Genomic DNA, 17187 nt, shown 5'->3' with positions numbered 1-17187 from the left:
AAGTCACAGCCAGCCTCTACGACACCACGAGTTCAACCTCAGCAGACCCCTTGCAGGCCATGACCACCCACCGGTCGGCTGCCCGGCACCGATCTGCTGAGCACCTGCCGCCGCCGTCCGTCCTCTGAATCGTGGACCGCCGGTCGGCCCTGTGGGGGACGACGTGGGGCGATGCCGCCGCCTAGCTTTCCGATCCGGTCCCGCCGGTTTTCGGCGGGCCGTACGGAAGGGAAAGGTCTCATGTCGGCGCTCTCAGATCCGCGCAGATTCCGCAGAACGGCGGCCGGGCTCTGCCTCGTCGTCGCCCCGGTCCTCTACGTGGCGGGTGTCGTCGCCGACCCGGCGCTCAGGCAGGGGGGTGACACCGTCGGGGTCTACGGCAGATATCCGGATCAGGTCTCGGTCAGCGCCTCGCTCCTGCACTGGAGCTGGGTGCTGTTGCTCCCGGGCATCGTCGGGATGATCCATCTGGTCCGGTGGCGCGGGGTGGTATTCGGGCACATCGCCGGGGGCCTCGCCTTCCTCGGCATCGTGAACTTCTCCGGGCTGATGCTCGGCGACTTCTTCTACTCGCGGCTCGAACGCGCCATGCCGGCCGCTCAGGGCGCCATGCTCGCGGACGAGGCGTTCGCCGACCCCGGAGCCCGGTACGCGTTCCAGATCCCGGGCTTCCTCGGGCTGCTCGGCCTGCTTCTGCTGGGTCTGGCCCTCGCCTACGCCCGCCACACGCCGTGGTGGGCCCCCTTCGCGATGGTCCTGGGCGCTCTGGGGGCGCCGGTCTTCCCGATCGGCACCGTCGTGGGCGGGGCGCTCTACCTGGCCGGTTCCGGTGTGATCGGGCTGAGGATGCTGCGGATGAGCGACGATGAATGGGCGGGAGAGTTGCGGGCTCAGCCGGCCCCAGCGGGATCGCCCAGCGGGAACCGGGCGAACACGCGATAGCCTCCACCCGTGATCGGACCGGCGGAGAGCTCGCCGCCGTACATCGCGGTCCGCTCGCGCATCCCGATCAGGCCGTGCCCCCCGCCTCCGCCGTGCGGCGTGCGGCCCGATCCCGCCCCGTCATTGATGACCACGACGCTCAACTCGTCGGGCCCGTACGCGATGGTGACGTCGACCCCGGCGGCCTGGGCGTGTTTCAGCACGTTCGTCAGGGCTTCCTGGATCAGACGGTAGGCGGACAGGTCGAGTCCGGGCGGCAGGGCACGCCGCGTGCCGATGATCCGCAGGTGGACCTCCGGTCCCGCCTCCCGGACCTGAGAGACCAGGTCGTCCAGGCGGTCCAGTCCCGGCTGGGGAGTCGGCGCGTCGCCGTCCTCGGTGCCGCGGAGCATCCCCAGCATGAGCCTGAGCTCCTCGACCGTCTCGCGACCGGCCCGCTCGACGCCGAGCAGCAACTCGCGTTCGTGGTCGCGGCCGTCCCCGAGCATCCTGCGCATCCCGCCCACGTGCAGGGTCATCAGGCTCACGTTGTGCGAGACGATGTCGTGCAGCTCGCGGGCGATCCGGGCCCGCTCCTCGGCCACCGCCCAGCGGGCCCGCTCCTCGCGTTCCATCTCCAGCCGCGTGGTGTGCTCGGCCAGCCGTGCCGTCCGGTCGATCTGCCGGCGCAGCAGGATGCCGCTGGTGTACGCCACCCCGACGAAGATGGCACCTATCAGGACTTCGGGGACGTCGTTGTACTGCAAGGTCTGCAGATGGCCGTACGCGATCAGCACACAGCCGAGCCCGGCGATCCCGCGGCGGCTGCGCAGCTCGGCAGCGCTCGCCACGGTGTGCACCATGATCAGGGTCGAGTAGAAGTGCCATGCGGCGTAGTACCCGGCGTCCGTGATCATTTGTACGGCGAAGCCGACGGCGGTCAGCGTGAGAAGCGTGGCCATCGGGAACCTGCGCCGGAACAGCAACAGCGCCCCGGAGACGATCGCTCCCGCGGCCAGGGGCATCGGATCCTTGATCTGTTCGAGCCCGGCTCCCTGGCGGCCGAAGGACTCGACCAGCCCGGCCACCGCCACGGCGAGAGAGAGCAGCACGTCCGGCCACGTCGGCCGCCGGTCGCGGAGCGGTCGGGTCAGCACGTCCGGTCCTCGTCCGCCTGCCCCGGCGGTTCCTGCCCCGGCCGTACGACACCGGCCTCGTAGGCGAACACGACCGCGTGGATGCGGTCCCGCAGGTTGAGCTTGTGCAGGATATGGACGACATGGGTTCTCACCGTCGCCTCACCGATGCGGAGCTCCCGTGCTATCTCGGAGTTGGACATCCCGTGCGCGAGCCTCCGCAAGACCTGGAGTTCGCGTCGCGTGAGCGTGGCCAGCTCGGCCGGTGCGGTCGGCTCGGGATGGTTCGCGAACGAGGCGATGACCCGTGTGGTGACCGCGGGATCGATGACCGCGTCCCCGGCCGCCGCCGCCCGTATGGCGTCGAGCAACTGCTCGGGTGGCGAGCTCTTGAGGACGAAGCCGTGCACCCTTGTACGCAGCGAGGCGTACAGGTAGTCGTCGGTGTTGAAGGTGGTCAACATGATGATCTTCGGTGGGCGGGGGTCGTCGAGGAGCCGCCGCGCGGCGGCGAGCCCGTCCAGACCGGGCATCTCGATGTCCATCAGCAGGACGTCCGGCCGCAGCCGCCGGGTCACGGCGAGAGCCTGGTGGCCGTCGGCCGCCTCTCCGACGACCTCGACGCCGGGCGCGGTCTCGGCGATGAGCCGGAGCCCGGCCCGGATCATGGCCTGATCGTCCGCGATGACCAGCGTGATCGCCATCGAAGCCTCCACGTCCCTTCCGGCACGATCGAAGCGTACAAAGATTGATCAGGCCGGGACGTCCCCGGGAACGGGGACCCGATCCGGGGCGATGTCCCCAACGTGATGGACCTCGCGTCCCCCATATGACGGACCCGGCACCCCGGGAGGTACGGCTCCACAGCGGGCCGGCCGCGTGGTGGCTTCGCCGTCATGAGGGGGAGGTCGGCCGGCGGTGACGGCCGCTTCGGCGAGGACGCGAGCGGTGAGGAGGCCCGCCTCGACCACGAGCAGAGCCCGGGTGGCGGAGCAGCGCCCTCTCGACGGGTCGTACTCCGTCATGACGACGCCGGCGTGGTCGGTGTCCGTTTCGAGCAGGGTCACCGGCCATCCGCGCCTCCGCAGGGCCGCGGCGAAGTCACGCGACCGCGCCACGTCCACGATGGGGTCCATGACGCCGTGGACGAGCCAGAACGGAACGGGCTCCGCGGCCGTCGTCGCGATCTCGTCGAGGGGGGTCGTCCCGGTCGAAGGCGCGGGCCGGTCGAAGCCGGAGGCGATGGCCACCACCCCGGCCGGTCGCCAGCCGGCGGCGACTCCGATGCCGGCCGCCGCCTTTCCGCCCATGGACCATCCGGCCAGTAGGACGCGATCGGGATCGCCGCCGAACACCCCGGCCCTCTCACGGACGAAGGCGATCGACTCCAGCAGGTGACACCGCCCGCCGTCCGGCGCGTCGGAACACCAGTCGGGGACGAACACGACGGTGCCCCGCTCCGCGACCACGCGGGCCAGCGGTTCGAGGACGTCCCGCTCGTCCGGGCCCCGGCCGTGCCAGAGCAGTACGGTGGCCAGAGGAGAGCGGCCGGCATCGCCGCGATAGACGTCGAGGGCCTTGCCGCTCGGCCCGTACACGATGCCCCGGTCCACCAGCACGCTCATCGATGCCCCCCATGTATCCCGGTCCGCCGGGCTCCTGGAACAGTGCACAGTTCAGCAATGCGGGCCCCTCCGGGGCAATCCCCTTCTCTGCGGGTGGGAGGCGGCGCGGGTCGGCGGCTACCGTGAAGAGCGTGGACGCGGCCGGGGGGATCGGTCATCTGAGGAGCCGGCGGGCCGAGCGCGGGGCGGAGGTGCCGGCCCGATGAGCCGTGCGGTGGAGGAGTCCAACCGGCGCATGCTTCGCGCCCGCGACGCGATGGACCGCGCGTACGCGCAGCCGCTCGACATCCCCACGCTCGCCCGGATCGCCCATGTCTCGGAGGCGCACTTCATCCGGACCTTCCGGGCGACGTTCGGCGAGACGCCGCACCGCTATCTGCAGCGCCGCCGGGTCGAGCGCGCGATGTTCTTGCTCCGCCAGACCGACCGCAGCGTGACGGAGATCTGTTTGGACGTCGGTTTTACCAGTCTGGGCACGTTCAGCCGGACGTTCCGCGCCATCGTGGGCGAATCCCCGACGGCGCATCGCACACGTGGGCGCATTCCGAACGTGCCCACGTGTTTCGCGATGGCCTGGACGCGACCGAGCAATTTCGGAGAAGCCCCGCGCGACCGTGGATGACTAGCGTGACAAGCATGTTCAAGGCGCTCACACACTCGCACATCTACGTCTTCGACCAGGACGAGGCCCTCGACTTCTACGTCGGCACGCTCGGCCTGGAGGTCAACACCGACGCGGACATGGGGTTCATGCGCTGGCTGACCGTCAACGTCCCCGGCCAGCCGGACCGCGAGATCCTGCTGGAGAAGCCCGGCCCGCCCGCGCTGGACGAGGCGACGGCCGAGCAGGTACGGGAACTGGTCGCGAAGGGCGCGATCGGCCTGCTGATCTTCACCGTGGACGACTGCAGGAAGACCTACGAGACGTTGCTCGGCAAGGGCGTCGAGTTCACTCAGGAGCCCACCGAGCACTTCTACGGCACCGACTGCGCGCTGCGTGACCCGTTCGGCAACGCGATCCGGTTCACGCAGCTGGCGCCGCGGCCGCACGAGCCCACGTCGGGCTGCTGATCGTCGCCGCCGGTCACGGCGGTCGCCGGCGCGGTCGTGAGGCTGTCGATCGCGGCGGCCCCCGGCACCCGAATGGGAGAGCCGGGGACGTCCGCGCCTCCCGAACGGATCATGGCCCGGACGCGCGGTGCCCGTTCTTGCCACCGCAGTGGGTACGGGGGCGGCGATGTTCGGTCTGGTGGCCGCATTGAGCCATGGCCACCCCAGTCTTGATCTTGATCTCGCCGGAGTGGGCCGGTGTGCCACCAGGTGAGTCGCCACCCTGCTGACCGTTACCCCGCTGACCGCCACCGGGCGATCCGCCGCTTGACCCGCCGCTCGATCCACCGCTCGATCCACCGCTCGATCCACCGTTCGATCCGCCAGGCTGCGGGACGTCGCTGACGATGCGTCCGATGGCCACCCCCTCGGGATGCGCTCCGACACCGACGGTGGCGACGACGGACGGGGGGTTGACGGTGATGTCGAGCACCGACACCGTTCCCGAGAAGGAGTTGGCCACGTAGGCGCGGGTGCCGTCCCGGGTGATCGCCAGCCCCGAAGGGTTGTTCCCGACGTCGACGGATCCGATGACGATCGGCAGCCGCGTCGTCGTGTCGAGCACCCGCACCGAGCCGGAGAAGGAGGTGGTGACGTAGGCGCGGGCGCCGTTCGGAGCGAACGCGACCACCATGGGGCTGAGCTGGACGCCGACGTGCGCGATGACGGACGGCGGGGTGGTCGTGGTGTCGATCACCGACACTCTTCCTGGAAGGGAGTTGGGCACGTACAGGCGGGTGCCGTCCGGGGTCACCGCCAGTCCCCGGGGAGCGCTCGGGGGGGCGGTGCTGACGTTCGCGATGACGGAGGGCGGGACGGCGGTGATGTCGATCACCGACACCGTGCCCGCCCCGAAGTTGCTGACGTACGCGCGGGTGCCGTTCGGGGCGATCGCCACAGCCTCCGGCTCGCGCCCGACGCCGACGGTGGAGACGACGGACGGCGGGGTGGTCGTGGTGTCGATGACCGACACGGTGTCAGAGCCGAAGTCGGTGACGTAGGCGCGGGTGCCGTTCGGGGCGATCGCCACTCCGTGAGGGTCGTCTCCGACGCCGACGGTGGCGATGACGGACGGTGGGGTGGCCGTGGTGTCGATCACCGACACCGAATCCGACCCGGAGTTCGTGACATAGGCGCGGGTGCCGTTCGGAGTGACCGCCACGGCCCGGGGACCGGTCCCGACGGCGACGCTCGCGATGACGGACGGCCGGGTGGCCGTGGTGTCGATCACCGACACGGTGTTCGAGTCGAGGTTGGCCACGTAGGCGAACTCCCGATCCTGTGCGGCTGCGGCCACAGCGGGGATCGGTACGGCCGCCACTGTCGTCAGCCAGGCCGCGACGGCCACCGCGACCACAAAGGGCCGAGCGTGTTCCCCGGGTGTCACGAGTCCTCTCCGCGACCCGGGTTTACGGCTCCGCCACGCGCTTCTCCACCAGAGAGACGGCATCGGGTCTCCTCCGTCGACGATGATCGAGGCTCCGTTCTACGGCCGCCCGACGGCCCGCCGTCGAATCGGCGCGCCGAGTTGGGTTCCGGTGGCCCGGCTTTGGATCATTCCTAGCGGCTCGATGGTGGGTGGCGACGGTGAGTGACGCCTGCGTCGTACCGATCGGTGATCTCCTGGCGGCTACCAGGCGAGGAGAACGGCCACGGCGATGAGGATGATCGCCGCCAGGAGCACCGCCGGTGCCACCCCGAACAGCACGCCGCGCGTACGCGGGAACCGGCGCGGAAGGGCCCAGCCGACCAGCCAGCACGCGGGGACGAGCAGGATGAGCGTGACACCCGTCAACACGAGGAGCGGCCGCGTCAGATGGCAGCCGCCGTACGTGGACCCGATCAGTGCGGGGCCGCAGAAATGGTCGTCCACCTTGTCCAGAACGGCCACGGCGACGAAGGCGATGGGGAAGAGCAGTATGGAGACCAGTCCGGACATGACGCCGAGGTCGGAGACGACCGTGCGCTCTTCGGGCATGTTCCGTCCTGCTTCAGAAGGCAGTGGATCAAGAAATGCTAGCGCCCGTTCCCGGACATGGGCCCTCCCGGGATCGGCCTCCCGGCGACGACGCGTGACGGCGGTCAGCCGTGTTCGATGAACAGGTGTTCCGGGCCGCGCAGCCGTGGATTCGACCGGTAGGGAGGCGGATCCGCCACGAGGCGCGGATCGCGGAGCCGCCGGATGAGGCCGGTGAGCGCGATCTGGGTCTCCAGGCGGGCGAGTGGGGCGCCGAAGCAGCTGTGGATGCCGCTCCCGAACCCGAAGTGCTGGTTGTCCTCACGGGCCGGATCGAACACGTCGGGATCGCGGAAGCGCTTGGGATCGCGGTTGCCTGACGCGAGCACGAGCACCACCGACGCTCCCTTGGGGATCGTGACCCCGGCCACCTCGATGTCCGCCAGGGCGCCGCGCGGCGACAGCATGTGCACGGGCGGCTCGTAGCGCAGCAGCTCCTCCACCGCTCCCGGCATTAGCTCCGGTTCGCGGCGCAGGCGATCGAGGACCTCCGGCCGCCGCAGCAGCGTCAGCATGCCATTCGTGATCAGGTTGACCGTGGTCTCGTGCCCGGCGATGAAGAGCATGATCGCGGTGGTGACCAGGGTCTCCGGGGGCAGCAGGCCCTCGGTGATCATCCCGGACAGCATGTCGTCGCCGGGATCCTGGCGGTGCCGCCCGATCAGCGCCGCCATGTACTGCCCCATCTCGGTCATCGCCTGCCGCTGCAGCCCGGGGTCCAGCCGGGGATCGAGCGTCTGGATGAGCGCGTCCGCCCACTCCTTGAAGAGGTGCTCGTCGTCGCGTGGCACGCCCATCAGCGCGCAGATCACGGTGACCGGGAACGGATACGCGAACTCGTCGACGATGTCGATCCGTTCCCCGCCGTCGTACCTGACGGCGAACCCGTCGATCAGGCCCGTGGAGATGCGGGTCAGCTCGTCGCGCATGCCGTACACGCGGGCCGGGTTGTGCGGCGGGCCGAAGAGCCGCATGGTCTGGGCGCGCAGCCGGTCGTGGTCGGGCGGGTCCATCCTGATGAAGGCGGGGGCCAGCCCCGCCTCCGCCGACAGGTCGGGCGGCGCGTCCTCCCGGTTGTGCGGGTCGGAGCTGAGCCGCGGATCGTGCAACAGGGCGACGATCTCGTGGTACGTGCTGACGAGGTACGTGCCGTCCTCCTGCCGTGCCACCGGCGTCCTGCGGAGCTCGGCGTACAGCGGATACGGGTCCGGCCGGCTGGCGTCGTCGACGATCCGCTTGAACATCGTGTCCGGCGTCGTCATCGGGGCTCCTCGCACATCGGTCGCAGGGGCGATCCCAGGTCGTCGCCGGTCACGCGGTGGCGTACCGGACAAGCCTGACCTGCCGCTCGTCAGGCAGATGGCCGGTGAGGGCGATCGTGGGGCCGTGGCTGAGCACGGCGGGGTCGGGCACGTCCGACGGCACGGGCCCCGTCGTGCCCGGCGCGATCCTGCGCGGCCGGTCCATGGCGCGCTGCTCGGGTGGGAACGGCGCCGCCGTCTCGATCAGCATCCGGTAGTAGTCGAGCCACATCGCCTGGTTGAAGGTCACCGCGGCGGTCACCCGCCCGCGGTAGCCGTAGACGGCGACGAAACGGCGGTCCTCCAGGGAGCCCTGAGCGATCATGACCTGGTCCGAGAAGGTCGGGACGCCGACCGACTTGATGTTGATCCCGAACTGGGTCGACCAGAACGCGGGCACGGCGAGGTGGGGGCGCCGTCGTCGCCCGGTGGCGATCATGTTGTGCGCCGCGACCTCGGCCTGCGCGACCGCGTTGCCCCAGTGTTCCAGGGCGATCAGCTGGTACTCGTACAGCGGATGGGGCGCGCGGGCCACGTCACCGGCGGCGAAGATGTCGTCGGTCATGATGCCGTTGAGATCGAACGCGCGGCATCCGGCGTCGCAGGCGACCCCTCTCGGGCCCGCGGCGAGCCCGGACCCGTCCAGCCATTCGGTGTTGCGTACGGCGCCGAGTGCGACGACGGCCACGTCGGTGTCGAGCGTGCCACCGTCCGACAAGTAAGCCCGGCGGAGCCGCCCCCGCTCGTCCCCTTCCAGCCCGGTGACCGTGACGCCGCACCGCAGGTCGACGCCGTGCGCGCGGTGCATGGCGGCGGCGAACGCGCCGAGCGCGCCTCCGAGAGCGCCGACGAGGGGAGCGGGACCGCGCTCGGCGACGGTGACCTCGATGCCACGCTCGCGACAGGCGGAGGCGATCTCCGAGCCGGTGAACCCGGCCCCGATGACGAGCATCCGGCGTGGTCCCGCGTCCAGCCGCTCGCGCAGCCGTGCGGCGTCCTCGCGGGTGCGCAGGGTGAAGACGCCGTCCAGGGCGCCCTCGGCGGCGTTCGGCCACGGCCGGGCGCGTACGCCGGTGGCGATCAGGAGGCGGTCATACGAGACGTCGTCGCCGTCGGCCAGGAGCACCCGCCCGGCGTCCCGGTCCAGCCCGACGGCGCGGACGCCGAGCCGCCATCGGGCGTTCAGCGGGCGGCGTTCGGGGAGCGCGGTCTGGTGCGCCGACACCTGCCCGAGCAGCACCTGCTTGGACAGCGGCGGCCGGTCGTACGGCTCGCACGGCTCGTCGCCGACCATGGTGATGGTGCCGGTGTAGCCCTCGGCGCGGAGGGTCTCCGCGGCGCGCAGACCGGCGAGAGAGGCGCCGACGATCGCGATGCTATCCGGCATGGGACCCCTCGACCATGATCGCCTGTACCGGGCAGGCCGCGGCGGCTCTCAGGACGTCCTCGCGCCGTGACTCGTCGGCGTACGGGGCGTAGAGCAGGGACTCCTCGCCGTGCATCACGAACACGTCGGGTGCGAGGAACGCGCACTGGCCGTACCCCTGGCACCGGTTGAGGTCGACAACGATCTTCATGGCGCCCCCGGGTCCTCCCGCTCGCCGCTGGCCTTCGCAGCCGACGATAGGCGGATGGTGATGAAAATGTCACCCTATGTAGTGGAATATTGTGAGCTGTCGGTGAAGTTTGCTGCGGTAAGGCGTGATTAAAAGCTATTGTCGCGTTCATGCATTGGGGGCGGTTCGCTGTCGGCGTGGCCGTGCTCGCCCTGGCCACGGGATCGATTCCCCGTGAGGACGAACTCATCAAGGTGGTCGCCTACGCCTACGCGTCCCAGGGCATCCCATACTCCTGGGGCGGCGGCCACGGGAAGAGTCCGGGCCCGTCCCGCGGAACCTGCCGCGGCTACCACGGATCCGTACGGCCCTGCCCGGCGGAGCGGACCCGGGGCCTGGACTGCTCCGGCTTCACCCGCTGGATGTACCGGCTCGCCTTCGGGGACGACGTGCTGGGCAGGGGCAACACCGACGACCACATCCGCAGGATGCGCAGGGTGCGCGTGCCGCGCCCGGGCGACCTCGTGTTCTACGGCAACCGGAAGAGGACCCACCATGTCGGCGTCTATGTCGGCGACGGCAAGATGATCAATGCTTTCGCCACCGGCACGACGACGAGGATGGACGACGTCGCCGCGGTGAAGGACATCCTCGGCTTCTACCACTACCCGGCGTGAATAGGGCGCTCATGGTGAGATTGCGGGTTCTCGGGCAGTGCCGCGCCGAGGTGGAGGGAAGCCCCGCGGATCTGGGCACGTCGCTCCAGCGCGCCGTCATCGCCAGGCTCGTCTGCGCCCAGGGACACGTCGTCTCCACGGACAGGTTCATCGACGACCTCTGGCACGGCCAGCCGCCGCCACGGGGCCTGGCCGCGCTGCAGGTCTACATCTCCAACCTGCGGCGCGTGCTCGAACCCGGCCGACCTCCCCGGACGCCGGCCCGTGTGCTGGTCAGCGCGCCGCCCGGTTACCGGCTGAATCTCGACGCCGACGCCGTGGACGCCTGGTGCTTCCCCCGGCTGGTCGACGCGGCGGTCGCCGCGCTCCACGCGGGACGGCCGGCCGAGGCCCTGGAGACGATCGACGAGGCGCTCGCGCTCTGGACCGGTCCGGCCTACGCGGAGTTCGCCGACGAGGAGTGGGCCGCTCCCGAGGCGACCCGGCTCGACGAGCTCCGCATGGTCGCCGTCGACTACCGCGCGGAGGCGGCGCTCGCGCTCGGCCGCCACGCCGAGATCGTCCCCGAGCTGGAACGTCACGCCCACGCGCACCCGCTCCGCGAGAACGGCGTGCGCCTGCTCGCGCTCGCCCTCTACCGGTCGGGACGGCAGGGAGAGGCGCTGGCCGCCATCCGCCGGACGAGGCAGACCCTGGCCGAGGAACTGGGCGTGGACCCCGGGCCGCGGTTGCGTGGCCTCGAGACCGACATCCTCGCCCAGGCCGATTCCCTCCACCTGATCCCGGCCCAGGTCACGGCCGGTGTCCCCGCCGCTGTTCCCGTCGCTGTTCCCGTCGCTGTTCCCGCAGCCGCCTCCGCGGCCCAGGCGCCCGCCGCGCTCCGCGACGCCCCCGACCCGATGATCGGCCGTACGGCGGAGCTCGCCCGCCTGACGGCCGCCGCCGCCCAGGCGAGGAGCGGGTTCCGGGTCGCCTGGCTCGGCGGCGACGCGGGCTCGGGCAAGAGCACGCTGGCCGACGCACTCGCACGCACGCTCGCCGCCGAAGGCTGGCGGACCGCGGTGGGCCGGTGCCCGGAGACCGTCGGCGGCGTCCCGCCCGCCTGGGCCTGGAGCGAGGTCCTGCGCCACCTCTCCGCCGGCTCCCCGCCCGCCCCGGAGATCGCGGTACGGCTCGCCCCCCTGCTGGAGGACGACACACGGCAGGTCGTCGGCCAGTTCTGGCTGGCCCAGGCGGCGGGGGAGTACCTGGAAGGCGTGCCAGGCCCGCTGCTGATCGTGATCGAGGACGCGCACCGCGCCGACGAGGAGACCCTCCAACTACTCCGCCACCTCGCGGTGCGGCTGGCCCGGACCCCGGTCCTGGTGCTGCTGACCCACCGGCCGTCCGAAGCGGCCGCCGACCTGATGGCCACCGGGGCGGCGCTGGCCGTACAGGCAGCGGAGCACGTGACGCTGGACGGCCTGGGCGAGCGGGACGTGGCCCGGCTGCTGCGGGAACGCTCCGGCGTGGACGTCGATCCCGCCACGGCCCGTACGGTGACCGAACGGACCGGGGGCAACCCGCTGTTCGTGTCCGAGATCGCGCGGCTGCTCGCCGTCGACGGGCCCTCGGCGGTCCACGCGCTGCCGCCCGGCGTCCGCGACCTGATCCGCAGGCGGGTGGCCCGCCTGCCCGCGACGGCCCAGACGACGCTGCGCAACGCCGCCGTCCTCGGCAGGGACGCCGACGCCGACGTGCTGATCGCCATGTCCGGCACCGACGAGGAGACCGTGCTCGACGGGCTGGAGGCAGGCGTGCTCTCCGGGCTGCTGACCGAACCGCTGCCCGGTCAGGTCCGCTTCGCCCACGTCCTCGTACGCGAGACGCTGTACGAGGACGTCCCCCGGCTCCGCCGTACCCGCCTGCACGGCAAGGTCGTGGCGGCGCTGGAGCGGGTCAGGCCGGGAGACGTGGGCGCGCTCGGGCACCACGCCCTCGCGGCGGCGACCACGGCGACGGCGGCCAAGGCCGCGCAGTACGCCGCGAGGGCGGCGGACCAGGCATCCGGTCTCTACGCGCACAAGGAGGCGGCCACACTGCTCGAAGGCGCGCTCGCCGCGCTCGACCTCGAAGCCGGTACCGGTATCGGAACCGGTATCGGCAACCGCACTGGTAGCGGCGATGGTCCGGCCGCGAGGACGCGCGTGGAGTTGTTGTGCCGCCTGGTCTCCGCGAAGGCCCACGCGGGGGACGTCGTGTCCGCGCTCTCGACGCGGGCGACGGCGCTCTCGCTCGCCCGGGGCATCGGGGATCCACTGCTCATCGCCCGCGCGGTGGCCGCGTTCGACGCGCCGGTCATCTGGACGATCCAGCCGGACCGGCGGATCGACGACGACGTCGTGCGGGCGGCCTGGGACGCGATGCCCGCCGAGGCGGGGATGGCGCGCTGTCGGGTCCTCGTCGCGCTCGCCCACCAGCTCGAAGGCCATGATTCCGAGCTGGTCGAGACGGTGAGCGCCGAGGCCCTGCGGATCGCCCGCGACCTGGACGATCCGCGGTTGCTCTGCATGGCGCTCAACGCCCGCTACTGGGTCTGCGTGGAGCCGGGGCGGCGCGAGGAGCTGGAGCGGCTCGGCCAGGACCTGCTGGAGGCGTCCGCGCTCGGCGGACTGCTCGGCTACCAGACGCTGGGCCACATCGCCCTCTGCATGGTCGCGCTCGGCCGCAACGACTGGGCCATGGCGCGGCGGCACGCGGACCAGGCGGTCGAGCTCTCCACGAGCGGCCAGCTCGGGCTCGCTCTCGGCGTTCTGGCCGTGCTCGACGCCCTGCACCTCCTGGTCAGAGGAGAGTTCGAGCGGGCCGAGGCCGCGTACAGCTCCATCGCGGAGCAGATGGTGCAGGCGGGCGCCCCCAACGGGGCCGCGTTCGGCGTTCTCGGCAGGCTGGTGGTCCACCTGTCCTCAGGACGCGGGCACGAGTCGCTGCCCGGCATCCACGCGTTGTGGGAGCGGATGCCGGACCAGGTGGACGAGGTCTACACCCATACGTTGATCCTCTCCGGGCGTCTGGATGAGGCCAGGGCGGTGTGGCAGGCCGGGCACGCTCCCCGGCGTGACTACTACTGGCAGATCATGATGACGATGCGCGCGTGCAACGCGATCGCACTCGGAGATCGTGGGGTGGCCCGGGAGTGCCTCCGGCTGCTCCTTCCGTTTCAGGACGAGCTGGCCGGGTTGCACAGCGGCTCGATCACGTTGGGGCCGATCGCCCACACGCTCGGGGAACTCGCCGCGTTCCTCGGCGACCTGGACGCCGCGGCCGCGCACTATGCCGCGGCCGCCGAGGTGGCGGGCCGGGCCGGCTCTCCTCACTGGCGCGAACGGGCACTGCGCGCGCTGACGTCCGTCACCAGTTGAGCGCCAGGTGAGCACCGGCCGGGACACCCCGATCGCGGCGGCGCTGATCGAGCTGGTGTCGATCGCGGTGGTGTCGATCGCGGTGGCGTCGATCGAGGCGGCGCTGATCGACGCGGTGGCGATGGAGGTGGTGAACGGCGGGCCGCAGAGCCGAGGCGGCACCGATCTCGGGGCGATCTCGGGACGTGGGCGACGGATCAGGCGGTTCCGAAGATCAGCCGCTGCCGCCGCCGGTGGCCTCCGCGCAGCAGCGCGAGCAGCATCACGAGCACCGGACCCGCGAGCTTGCGCATCGCCTCCATCTCCGACGGCTGGGCGTACTGCTCGATCCTGGGCAGCTCGAAGCGGATGCTGCCGCCCTTCCTGGCCTTCTCCTCCACGGCGTTCCAGTCCGCGACGGAGACGTGCCGCTCGATGATGGGGAAGATCACACGCTCCTCCTCCTCGATGTGCTCGTCGAGGAGATCGGCCAGCCGCGCGAGAGGCCCCGCGGCGCGGGCGGGGTCCGCCGCGACCGCGCGGATCTCGTCCAGGATCGGGTCCAGCTCGGAGTGGTCCTCGCTCAGGTCGCCGAGGTCCACCTCGGCCCCCGCGGATCGTACGAGCACGGGCCAGAGCGCCGTGTCCTCGACGCTGTGGTGATGGTGGATGCCGTCGCAGAGCCGGACGGCGAAGTCGCGGATCGCCGCGGCCCGCCGCGCGTCGCACGGCTGCCGTCCCTCCGCGATCTGCCTTGTCACGTCGGCGAGGCGGCGGGTGTCGCCGCGCATGGCCCGGTGGGTGATGCGGAACCCGAGCACGTTCGGGGTCGTCGTGGTAGCCGTCGGGGGTGTCATCGGAACTCCTCGGTCGTGGTCTTCGCGGTCAGATTGCGCCGAGTCGCTTGGAGTTCGTTTGGTCTGGACTTAAGCCCGAACTGTTGTGACCTGTGATGCTCAGGGAAATTGTCGGGGCGAAGCGATAGTTTGTCGGGATATGGGATCACGCTGGGTGGGGACGTGCGGCTACGAGATCGTGCCCGGGACCCGGGACGGTCGCCAGGTGCTCCAGGTGCGGCAGAACGGTCGGCCTGTCGCCCACTGCCGTTCCGTGGAGGAGGTAGCCCGGTATGTCGACCTTGCTGATCTTTGTGAGGTAATCCCTCTGCCGACGCGGAGTGAGGATAAGCGGGCCGCGCTCCCGTAGTTCCCAGCGCTCCGGGCGCGACCCCTCTAACCTCGGAGAATTCCGACTCATGAGGGGGAACCATGCGCCCGCCCGCCGTCGCACTCAGCCTGGCCGCCCTGAGCCTCGTCGCCGCCTGCACGGGCGAGGCGTCCCGTACGGCTCCCGCGGCCGAGACGCCGATCGAGACGCCGATCTACGTGCTCAACCTGTACGGCGACGAGAACGGCCGGAGTGACCAGCGTCCCCAGGCCCTCGTGCTGTCGGAGTTCAGCACCGTCAACGGGATCAGCTGGCAGAAGTGGGGACCCGGCGGGGCGGTCGGCGTCGGACGGCTCAGCGGCACCTGGTGCCTGCCCCAATGCCAGGACAGGCCCTACGAGGCGACGGTGACCCTCAGCGCCGTCACGCCGTTCAAGGGCAACGGCTACTTCACGAAGTACGCGATCAAGGCGGAGCTGCCGGCGGCCCAGAAGGAGATGGCCGACCTGAAGGGCGCCCTCCCGACGCCGGAAGAGTAGTACGGGGACGGTGCGGGGCCAGGGCGAGGGCGCCGCCAACCCCTGCCCCTGTGGCGCTGTGGCATCGCACGTTGATTTCGCATCAGCCGCCGGGGCCGTGTATGGTTACACCTGTCCGCAGCGCGAGAGCGGCGGCGGGCACGCCCCTATAGCTCAGTCGGCAGAGCGTCTCCATGGTAAGGAGAAGGTCAACGGTTCGATTCCGTTTGGGGGCTCTCGCTAACAAGTCCCGCTCGATGTTTCGGGCGGGTCTTTTGGCGTGATGGGTGGTTTTTCGCCTGCCCATCGCAAAACGGTTTGGGTTTCTCCCGTGAGCTCCGGCACACTGGAGTCGCCCGAGCTCGATCACGGCCGTATGCGCGTGCGCGACAGCCGTACAGGTCGGGTATCCTTGCGTGGCCGGTCGGTTTTTGCCGGTTCAAGGCGGAGTAGCTCAGTCAGGCAGAGCAAGCGGCTCATAATCGCTGTGTCGCCGGTTCAAGTCCGGCCTCCGCTACTACCCTGCTCGGTTTCCCTCACACAGGACGCCGGGTTCGGGTTGTCCAGTAGTCCCAAACGTAGAAAGGCACTCCCACGTGGCTGCCACAGACGTTAGGCCGAAGATCACGCTGGCCTGCCAGGAGTGCAAGCACCGCAACTACATCACGCGGAAGAACCGGCGCAACGACCCGGATCGGCTTGAGCTGAAGAAGTACTGCCCCAACTGCAAGACGCACCAGGCGCACCGCGAGACGCGCTGAGCAAGACGCGCCGCCGCCGAGTGTCGGGGTAGTACTTCAGAGGTACTGCCCATCGCGCCCCTCAGTCCGGGCGCAGGACGCACCAGGCGCATCACGGCTTCTCGCTGGTGCGCCCGGCAGTCGGGCAGAGGTGCTGTGCTGGCGCATGCCAGGCAATCAACGCGTGACCGGCGTTCCCGTTGAGGAACGCCGGTTTCTCGCGTTTCCGGTCGGCCGCCAACCCGACCGCAAGCCCGCCAACCTGCCACCGGCCAACCCGGCAACCTGCCCATCTGGCCGGCACGCCCGCCGACCAGGGTGCGACACGGCCATCGGTGATCCCGTGAAACCCGGTCTGCCGGGGGAGTGGGGACGGTTCGTCTCCTTGGCGTAGATGTACCGCTTTGTCGTGTCGATACAGAACCATGGTGGTCGTCGTTGGCGCGGGGCGACACATGATCTACCGGCCGGACCCGGCTAACGTTGGTCCTGGCCGGCGTACGGCGAAAGCCTGACCCAGACAGCCGAACCTTGTTCTGTTACCGTCGGCCTCTCAGCTCTGTAGCCGCGAAGGAGCACGGGCAGCGATGGCTTTGAACCGTGATTTCGTCGGGCGGGCGTATACGGCGCCCGTCCCCTACGAGGTCAGCCGCGTAAAGATCAAGGAGTTCGCCGCCGCGATCGGCGACGCCAACCCGATCTACTCCGACAGGGAAGCCGCCGCAGCGGCCGGACATCCTGACGTGGTCGCGCCGCCGACCTTTCCGATCGTGTTCAGCCTCGCCGGTGCGGGCGAGGCGCTCTCCGACCCCGGTCTCGGGCTCAACTTCGCCATGGTCGTCCACGGAGAGCAGCGTTTCGAGTATCAGCGGCCGATCTACGCCGGTGACGAGCTGATCTGCACCTCCACGATCACGGAGATCCGCAGCGTGGGCCGCAACGAGTTCCTGACGGTGCGCAGCGACGTGTCGACCATCGAGGGCGAACCCGTCTGCCGGACCTACAACACCATCGTCGAGCGTGGAGGGGCGGCGTAACC

The 17187-nt window shown here is 70.6% G+C and carries 17 protein-coding genes and 2 tRNA genes; 10 read left to right on the top strand and 9 right to left on the bottom strand.

The features are described 5' to 3' along the window. Positions 1–240: 240 nt before the first annotated feature. Positions 241–942, top strand: a complete 702-nt coding sequence (locus tag AB0I59_RS22240) for a hypothetical protein (RefSeq protein WP_358135569.1) — start codon at positions 241–243, stop codon at positions 940–942. On the opposite strand, the gene AB0I59_RS22235 is transcribed toward AB0I59_RS22240, so the two are convergent. The 3 genes from AB0I59_RS22235 to AB0I59_RS22225 are packed head-to-tail and all read right to left on the bottom strand — an operon-like array spanning position 891 to position 3682. Continuing rightward, positions 891–2078, bottom strand: coding sequence for a sensor histidine kinase (locus AB0I59_RS22235; protein WP_061252874.1), 1188 nt, complete (start codon positions 2076–2078; stop codon positions 891–893). The genes AB0I59_RS22240 and AB0I59_RS22235 overlap by 52 nt on opposite strands. Then, entirely contained in the window at positions 2072–2761 is a 690-nt protein-coding gene (locus AB0I59_RS22230) for a response regulator (RefSeq protein WP_358135567.1), read from the bottom strand. The genes AB0I59_RS22235 and AB0I59_RS22230 overlap by 7 nt, the downstream gene beginning before the upstream one ends. Positions 2762–2809: 48 nt before the next feature. Then, on the bottom strand, positions 2810–3682 hold the full coding sequence (locus AB0I59_RS22225; RefSeq protein WP_358135564.1) for an alpha/beta hydrolase: 873 nt from the start codon (positions 3680–3682) through the stop codon (positions 2810–2812). 202 nt (positions 3683–3884) lie between these two features. On the opposite strand from AB0I59_RS22225, the gene AB0I59_RS22220 reads away from it, so the two are divergent. Then, complete coding sequence (locus tag AB0I59_RS22220) at positions 3885–4304, top strand: helix-turn-helix domain-containing protein (RefSeq protein WP_061252877.1); 420 nt, start codon at positions 3885–3887, stop codon at positions 4302–4304. A gap of 14 nt (positions 4305–4318) precedes the next feature. After that, entirely contained in the window at positions 4319–4753 is a 435-nt protein-coding gene (locus tag AB0I59_RS22215) for a VOC family protein (RefSeq protein ID WP_358135561.1), read from the top strand. A 109-nt stretch (positions 4754–4862) separates the two neighbouring features. Here the strand turns inward: AB0I59_RS22215 and AB0I59_RS22210 are convergent, their stop codons facing one another. The 5 genes from AB0I59_RS22210 to AB0I59_RS22190 form a co-directional block, all read right to left on the bottom strand. After that, positions 4863–6179, bottom strand: coding sequence for a beta-propeller fold lactonase family protein (locus AB0I59_RS22210; RefSeq protein ID WP_358135559.1), 1317 nt, complete (start codon positions 6177–6179; stop codon positions 4863–4865). Between the two features lie 243 nt (positions 6180–6422). Next, positions 6423–6770, bottom strand: a complete 348-nt coding sequence (locus tag AB0I59_RS22205) for a hypothetical protein (RefSeq protein ID WP_061252880.1) — start codon at positions 6768–6770, stop codon at positions 6423–6425. Between the two features lie 104 nt (positions 6771–6874). Beyond that, a complete protein-coding gene (locus tag AB0I59_RS22200; RefSeq protein WP_061252881.1) occupies positions 6875–8071 on the bottom strand; it encodes a cytochrome P450 in 1197 nt (398 codons plus the stop codon). Between the two features lie 49 nt (positions 8072–8120). After that, on the bottom strand, positions 8121–9497 hold the full coding sequence (locus AB0I59_RS22195) for an NAD(P)/FAD-dependent oxidoreductase (protein ID WP_061252882.1): 1377 nt from the start codon (positions 9495–9497) through the stop codon (positions 8121–8123). Further along, complete coding sequence (locus AB0I59_RS22190) at positions 9487–9687, bottom strand: ferredoxin (RefSeq protein ID WP_358135555.1); 201 nt, start codon at positions 9685–9687, stop codon at positions 9487–9489. The genes AB0I59_RS22195 and AB0I59_RS22190 overlap by 11 nt, the downstream gene beginning before the upstream one ends. Before the next feature lie 149 nt (positions 9688–9836). On the opposite strand from AB0I59_RS22190, the gene AB0I59_RS22185 reads away from it, so the two are divergent. Together AB0I59_RS22185 and AB0I59_RS22180 are read left to right on the top strand one after the other, a co-directional pair. Next, positions 9837–10343, top strand: coding sequence for a C40 family peptidase (locus AB0I59_RS22185; RefSeq protein ID WP_358135552.1), 507 nt, complete (start codon positions 9837–9839; stop codon positions 10341–10343). Continuing rightward, entirely contained in the window at positions 10340–13744 is a 3405-nt protein-coding gene (locus AB0I59_RS22180; protein WP_358135549.1) for an ATP-binding protein, read from the top strand. Before AB0I59_RS22185 ends, AB0I59_RS22180 begins: the two co-directional genes overlap by 4 nt. A gap of 197 nt (positions 13745–13941) precedes the next feature. On the opposite strand, the gene AB0I59_RS22175 is transcribed toward AB0I59_RS22180, so the two are convergent. Further along, positions 13942–14580 (bottom strand): hemerythrin domain-containing protein, encoded by a 639-nt coding sequence (locus AB0I59_RS22175; RefSeq protein ID WP_061252886.1) that lies wholly within the window; start codon positions 14578–14580, stop codon positions 13942–13944. 411 nt (positions 14581–14991) lie between these two features. On the opposite strand from AB0I59_RS22175, the gene AB0I59_RS22170 reads away from it, so the two are divergent. The 5 genes from AB0I59_RS22170 to AB0I59_RS22150 all read left to right on the top strand — a co-directional run bounded on the left by AB0I59_RS22170 (position 14992) and on the right by AB0I59_RS22150 (position 17185). After that, positions 14992–15429: a hypothetical protein gene (locus tag AB0I59_RS22170; RefSeq protein WP_358135546.1), complete on the top strand. Its 438-nt coding sequence runs from the start codon at positions 14992–14994 to the stop codon at positions 15427–15429. 142 nt (positions 15430–15571) lie between these two features. Further along, positions 15572–15644, top strand: a tRNA-Thr gene (locus tag AB0I59_RS22165). Between the two features lie 207 nt (positions 15645–15851). Continuing rightward, positions 15852–15925, top strand: a tRNA-Met gene (locus AB0I59_RS22160). Positions 15926–16004: 79 nt separating this feature from the next. Further along, the gene (gene rpmG / locus AB0I59_RS22155; RefSeq protein ID WP_030921771.1) at positions 16005–16169 is read left to right on the top strand and encodes a 50S ribosomal protein L33; all 165 of its coding nucleotides are present in this window, start codon (positions 16005–16007) and stop codon (positions 16167–16169) included. Between the two features lie 566 nt (positions 16170–16735). Continuing rightward, positions 16736–17185, top strand: coding sequence for a MaoC family dehydratase N-terminal domain-containing protein (locus AB0I59_RS22150; RefSeq protein ID WP_061252888.1), 450 nt, complete (start codon positions 16736–16738; stop codon positions 17183–17185). The last annotated feature ends 2 nt before the right edge of the window (positions 17186–17187 follow it).

The organism is Microtetraspora glauca (assembly GCF_040656155.1).
GTDB lineage: Bacteria > Actinomycetota > Actinomycetes > Streptosporangiales > Streptosporangiaceae > Microtetraspora > Microtetraspora glauca.
The sequence above is the reverse complement of the archived record's forward strand: the minus strand, read 5'-3'. Positions and strand labels throughout refer to the sequence as shown.

What these genes read in the sequence shown, in the direction of transcription:
- AB0I59_RS22240 (WP_358135569.1), top strand. Translation starts at nt 241, where the DNA reads ATGTCGGCGCTCTCAGATCCGCGCAGATTCCGCAGAACGGCGGCCGGG.
- AB0I59_RS22230 (WP_358135567.1), bottom strand. Translation starts at nt 2,761, where the DNA reads ATGGCGATCACGCTGGTCATCGCGGACGATCAGGCCATGATCCGGGCC.
- AB0I59_RS22225 (WP_358135564.1), bottom strand. Translation starts at nt 3,682, where the DNA reads ATGAGCGTGCTGGTGGACCGGGGCATCGTGTACGGGCCGAGCGGCAAG.
- AB0I59_RS22220 (WP_061252877.1), top strand. Translation starts at nt 3,885, where the DNA reads ATGAGCCGTGCGGTGGAGGAGTCCAACCGGCGCATGCTTCGCGCCCGC.
- AB0I59_RS22215 (WP_358135561.1), top strand. Translation starts at nt 4,319, where the DNA reads ATGTTCAAGGCGCTCACACACTCGCACATCTACGTCTTCGACCAGGAC.
- AB0I59_RS22205 (WP_061252880.1), bottom strand. Translation starts at nt 6,770, where the DNA reads ATGCCCGAAGAGCGCACGGTCGTCTCCGACCTCGGCGTCATGTCCGGA.
- AB0I59_RS22200 (WP_061252881.1), bottom strand. Translation starts at nt 8,071, where the DNA reads ATGACGACGCCGGACACGATGTTCAAGCGGATCGTCGACGACGCCAGC.
- AB0I59_RS22195 (WP_061252882.1), bottom strand. Translation starts at nt 9,497, where the DNA reads ATGCCGGATAGCATCGCGATCGTCGGCGCCTCTCTCGCCGGTCTGCGC.
- AB0I59_RS22190 (WP_358135555.1), bottom strand. Translation starts at nt 9,687, where the DNA reads ATGAAGATCGTTGTCGACCTCAACCGGTGCCAGGGGTACGGCCAGTGC.
- AB0I59_RS22185 (WP_358135552.1), top strand. Translation starts at nt 9,837, where the DNA reads ATGCATTGGGGGCGGTTCGCTGTCGGCGTGGCCGTGCTCGCCCTGGCC.
- AB0I59_RS22175 (WP_061252886.1), bottom strand. Translation starts at nt 14,580, where the DNA reads ATGACACCCCCGACGGCTACCACGACGACCCCGAACGTGCTCGGGTTC.
- AB0I59_RS22170 (WP_358135546.1), top strand. Translation starts at nt 14,992, where the DNA reads ATGCGCCCGCCCGCCGTCGCACTCAGCCTGGCCGCCCTGAGCCTCGTC.
- AB0I59_RS22150 (WP_061252888.1), top strand. Translation starts at nt 16,736, where the DNA reads ATGGCTTTGAACCGTGATTTCGTCGGGCGGGCGTATACGGCGCCCGTC.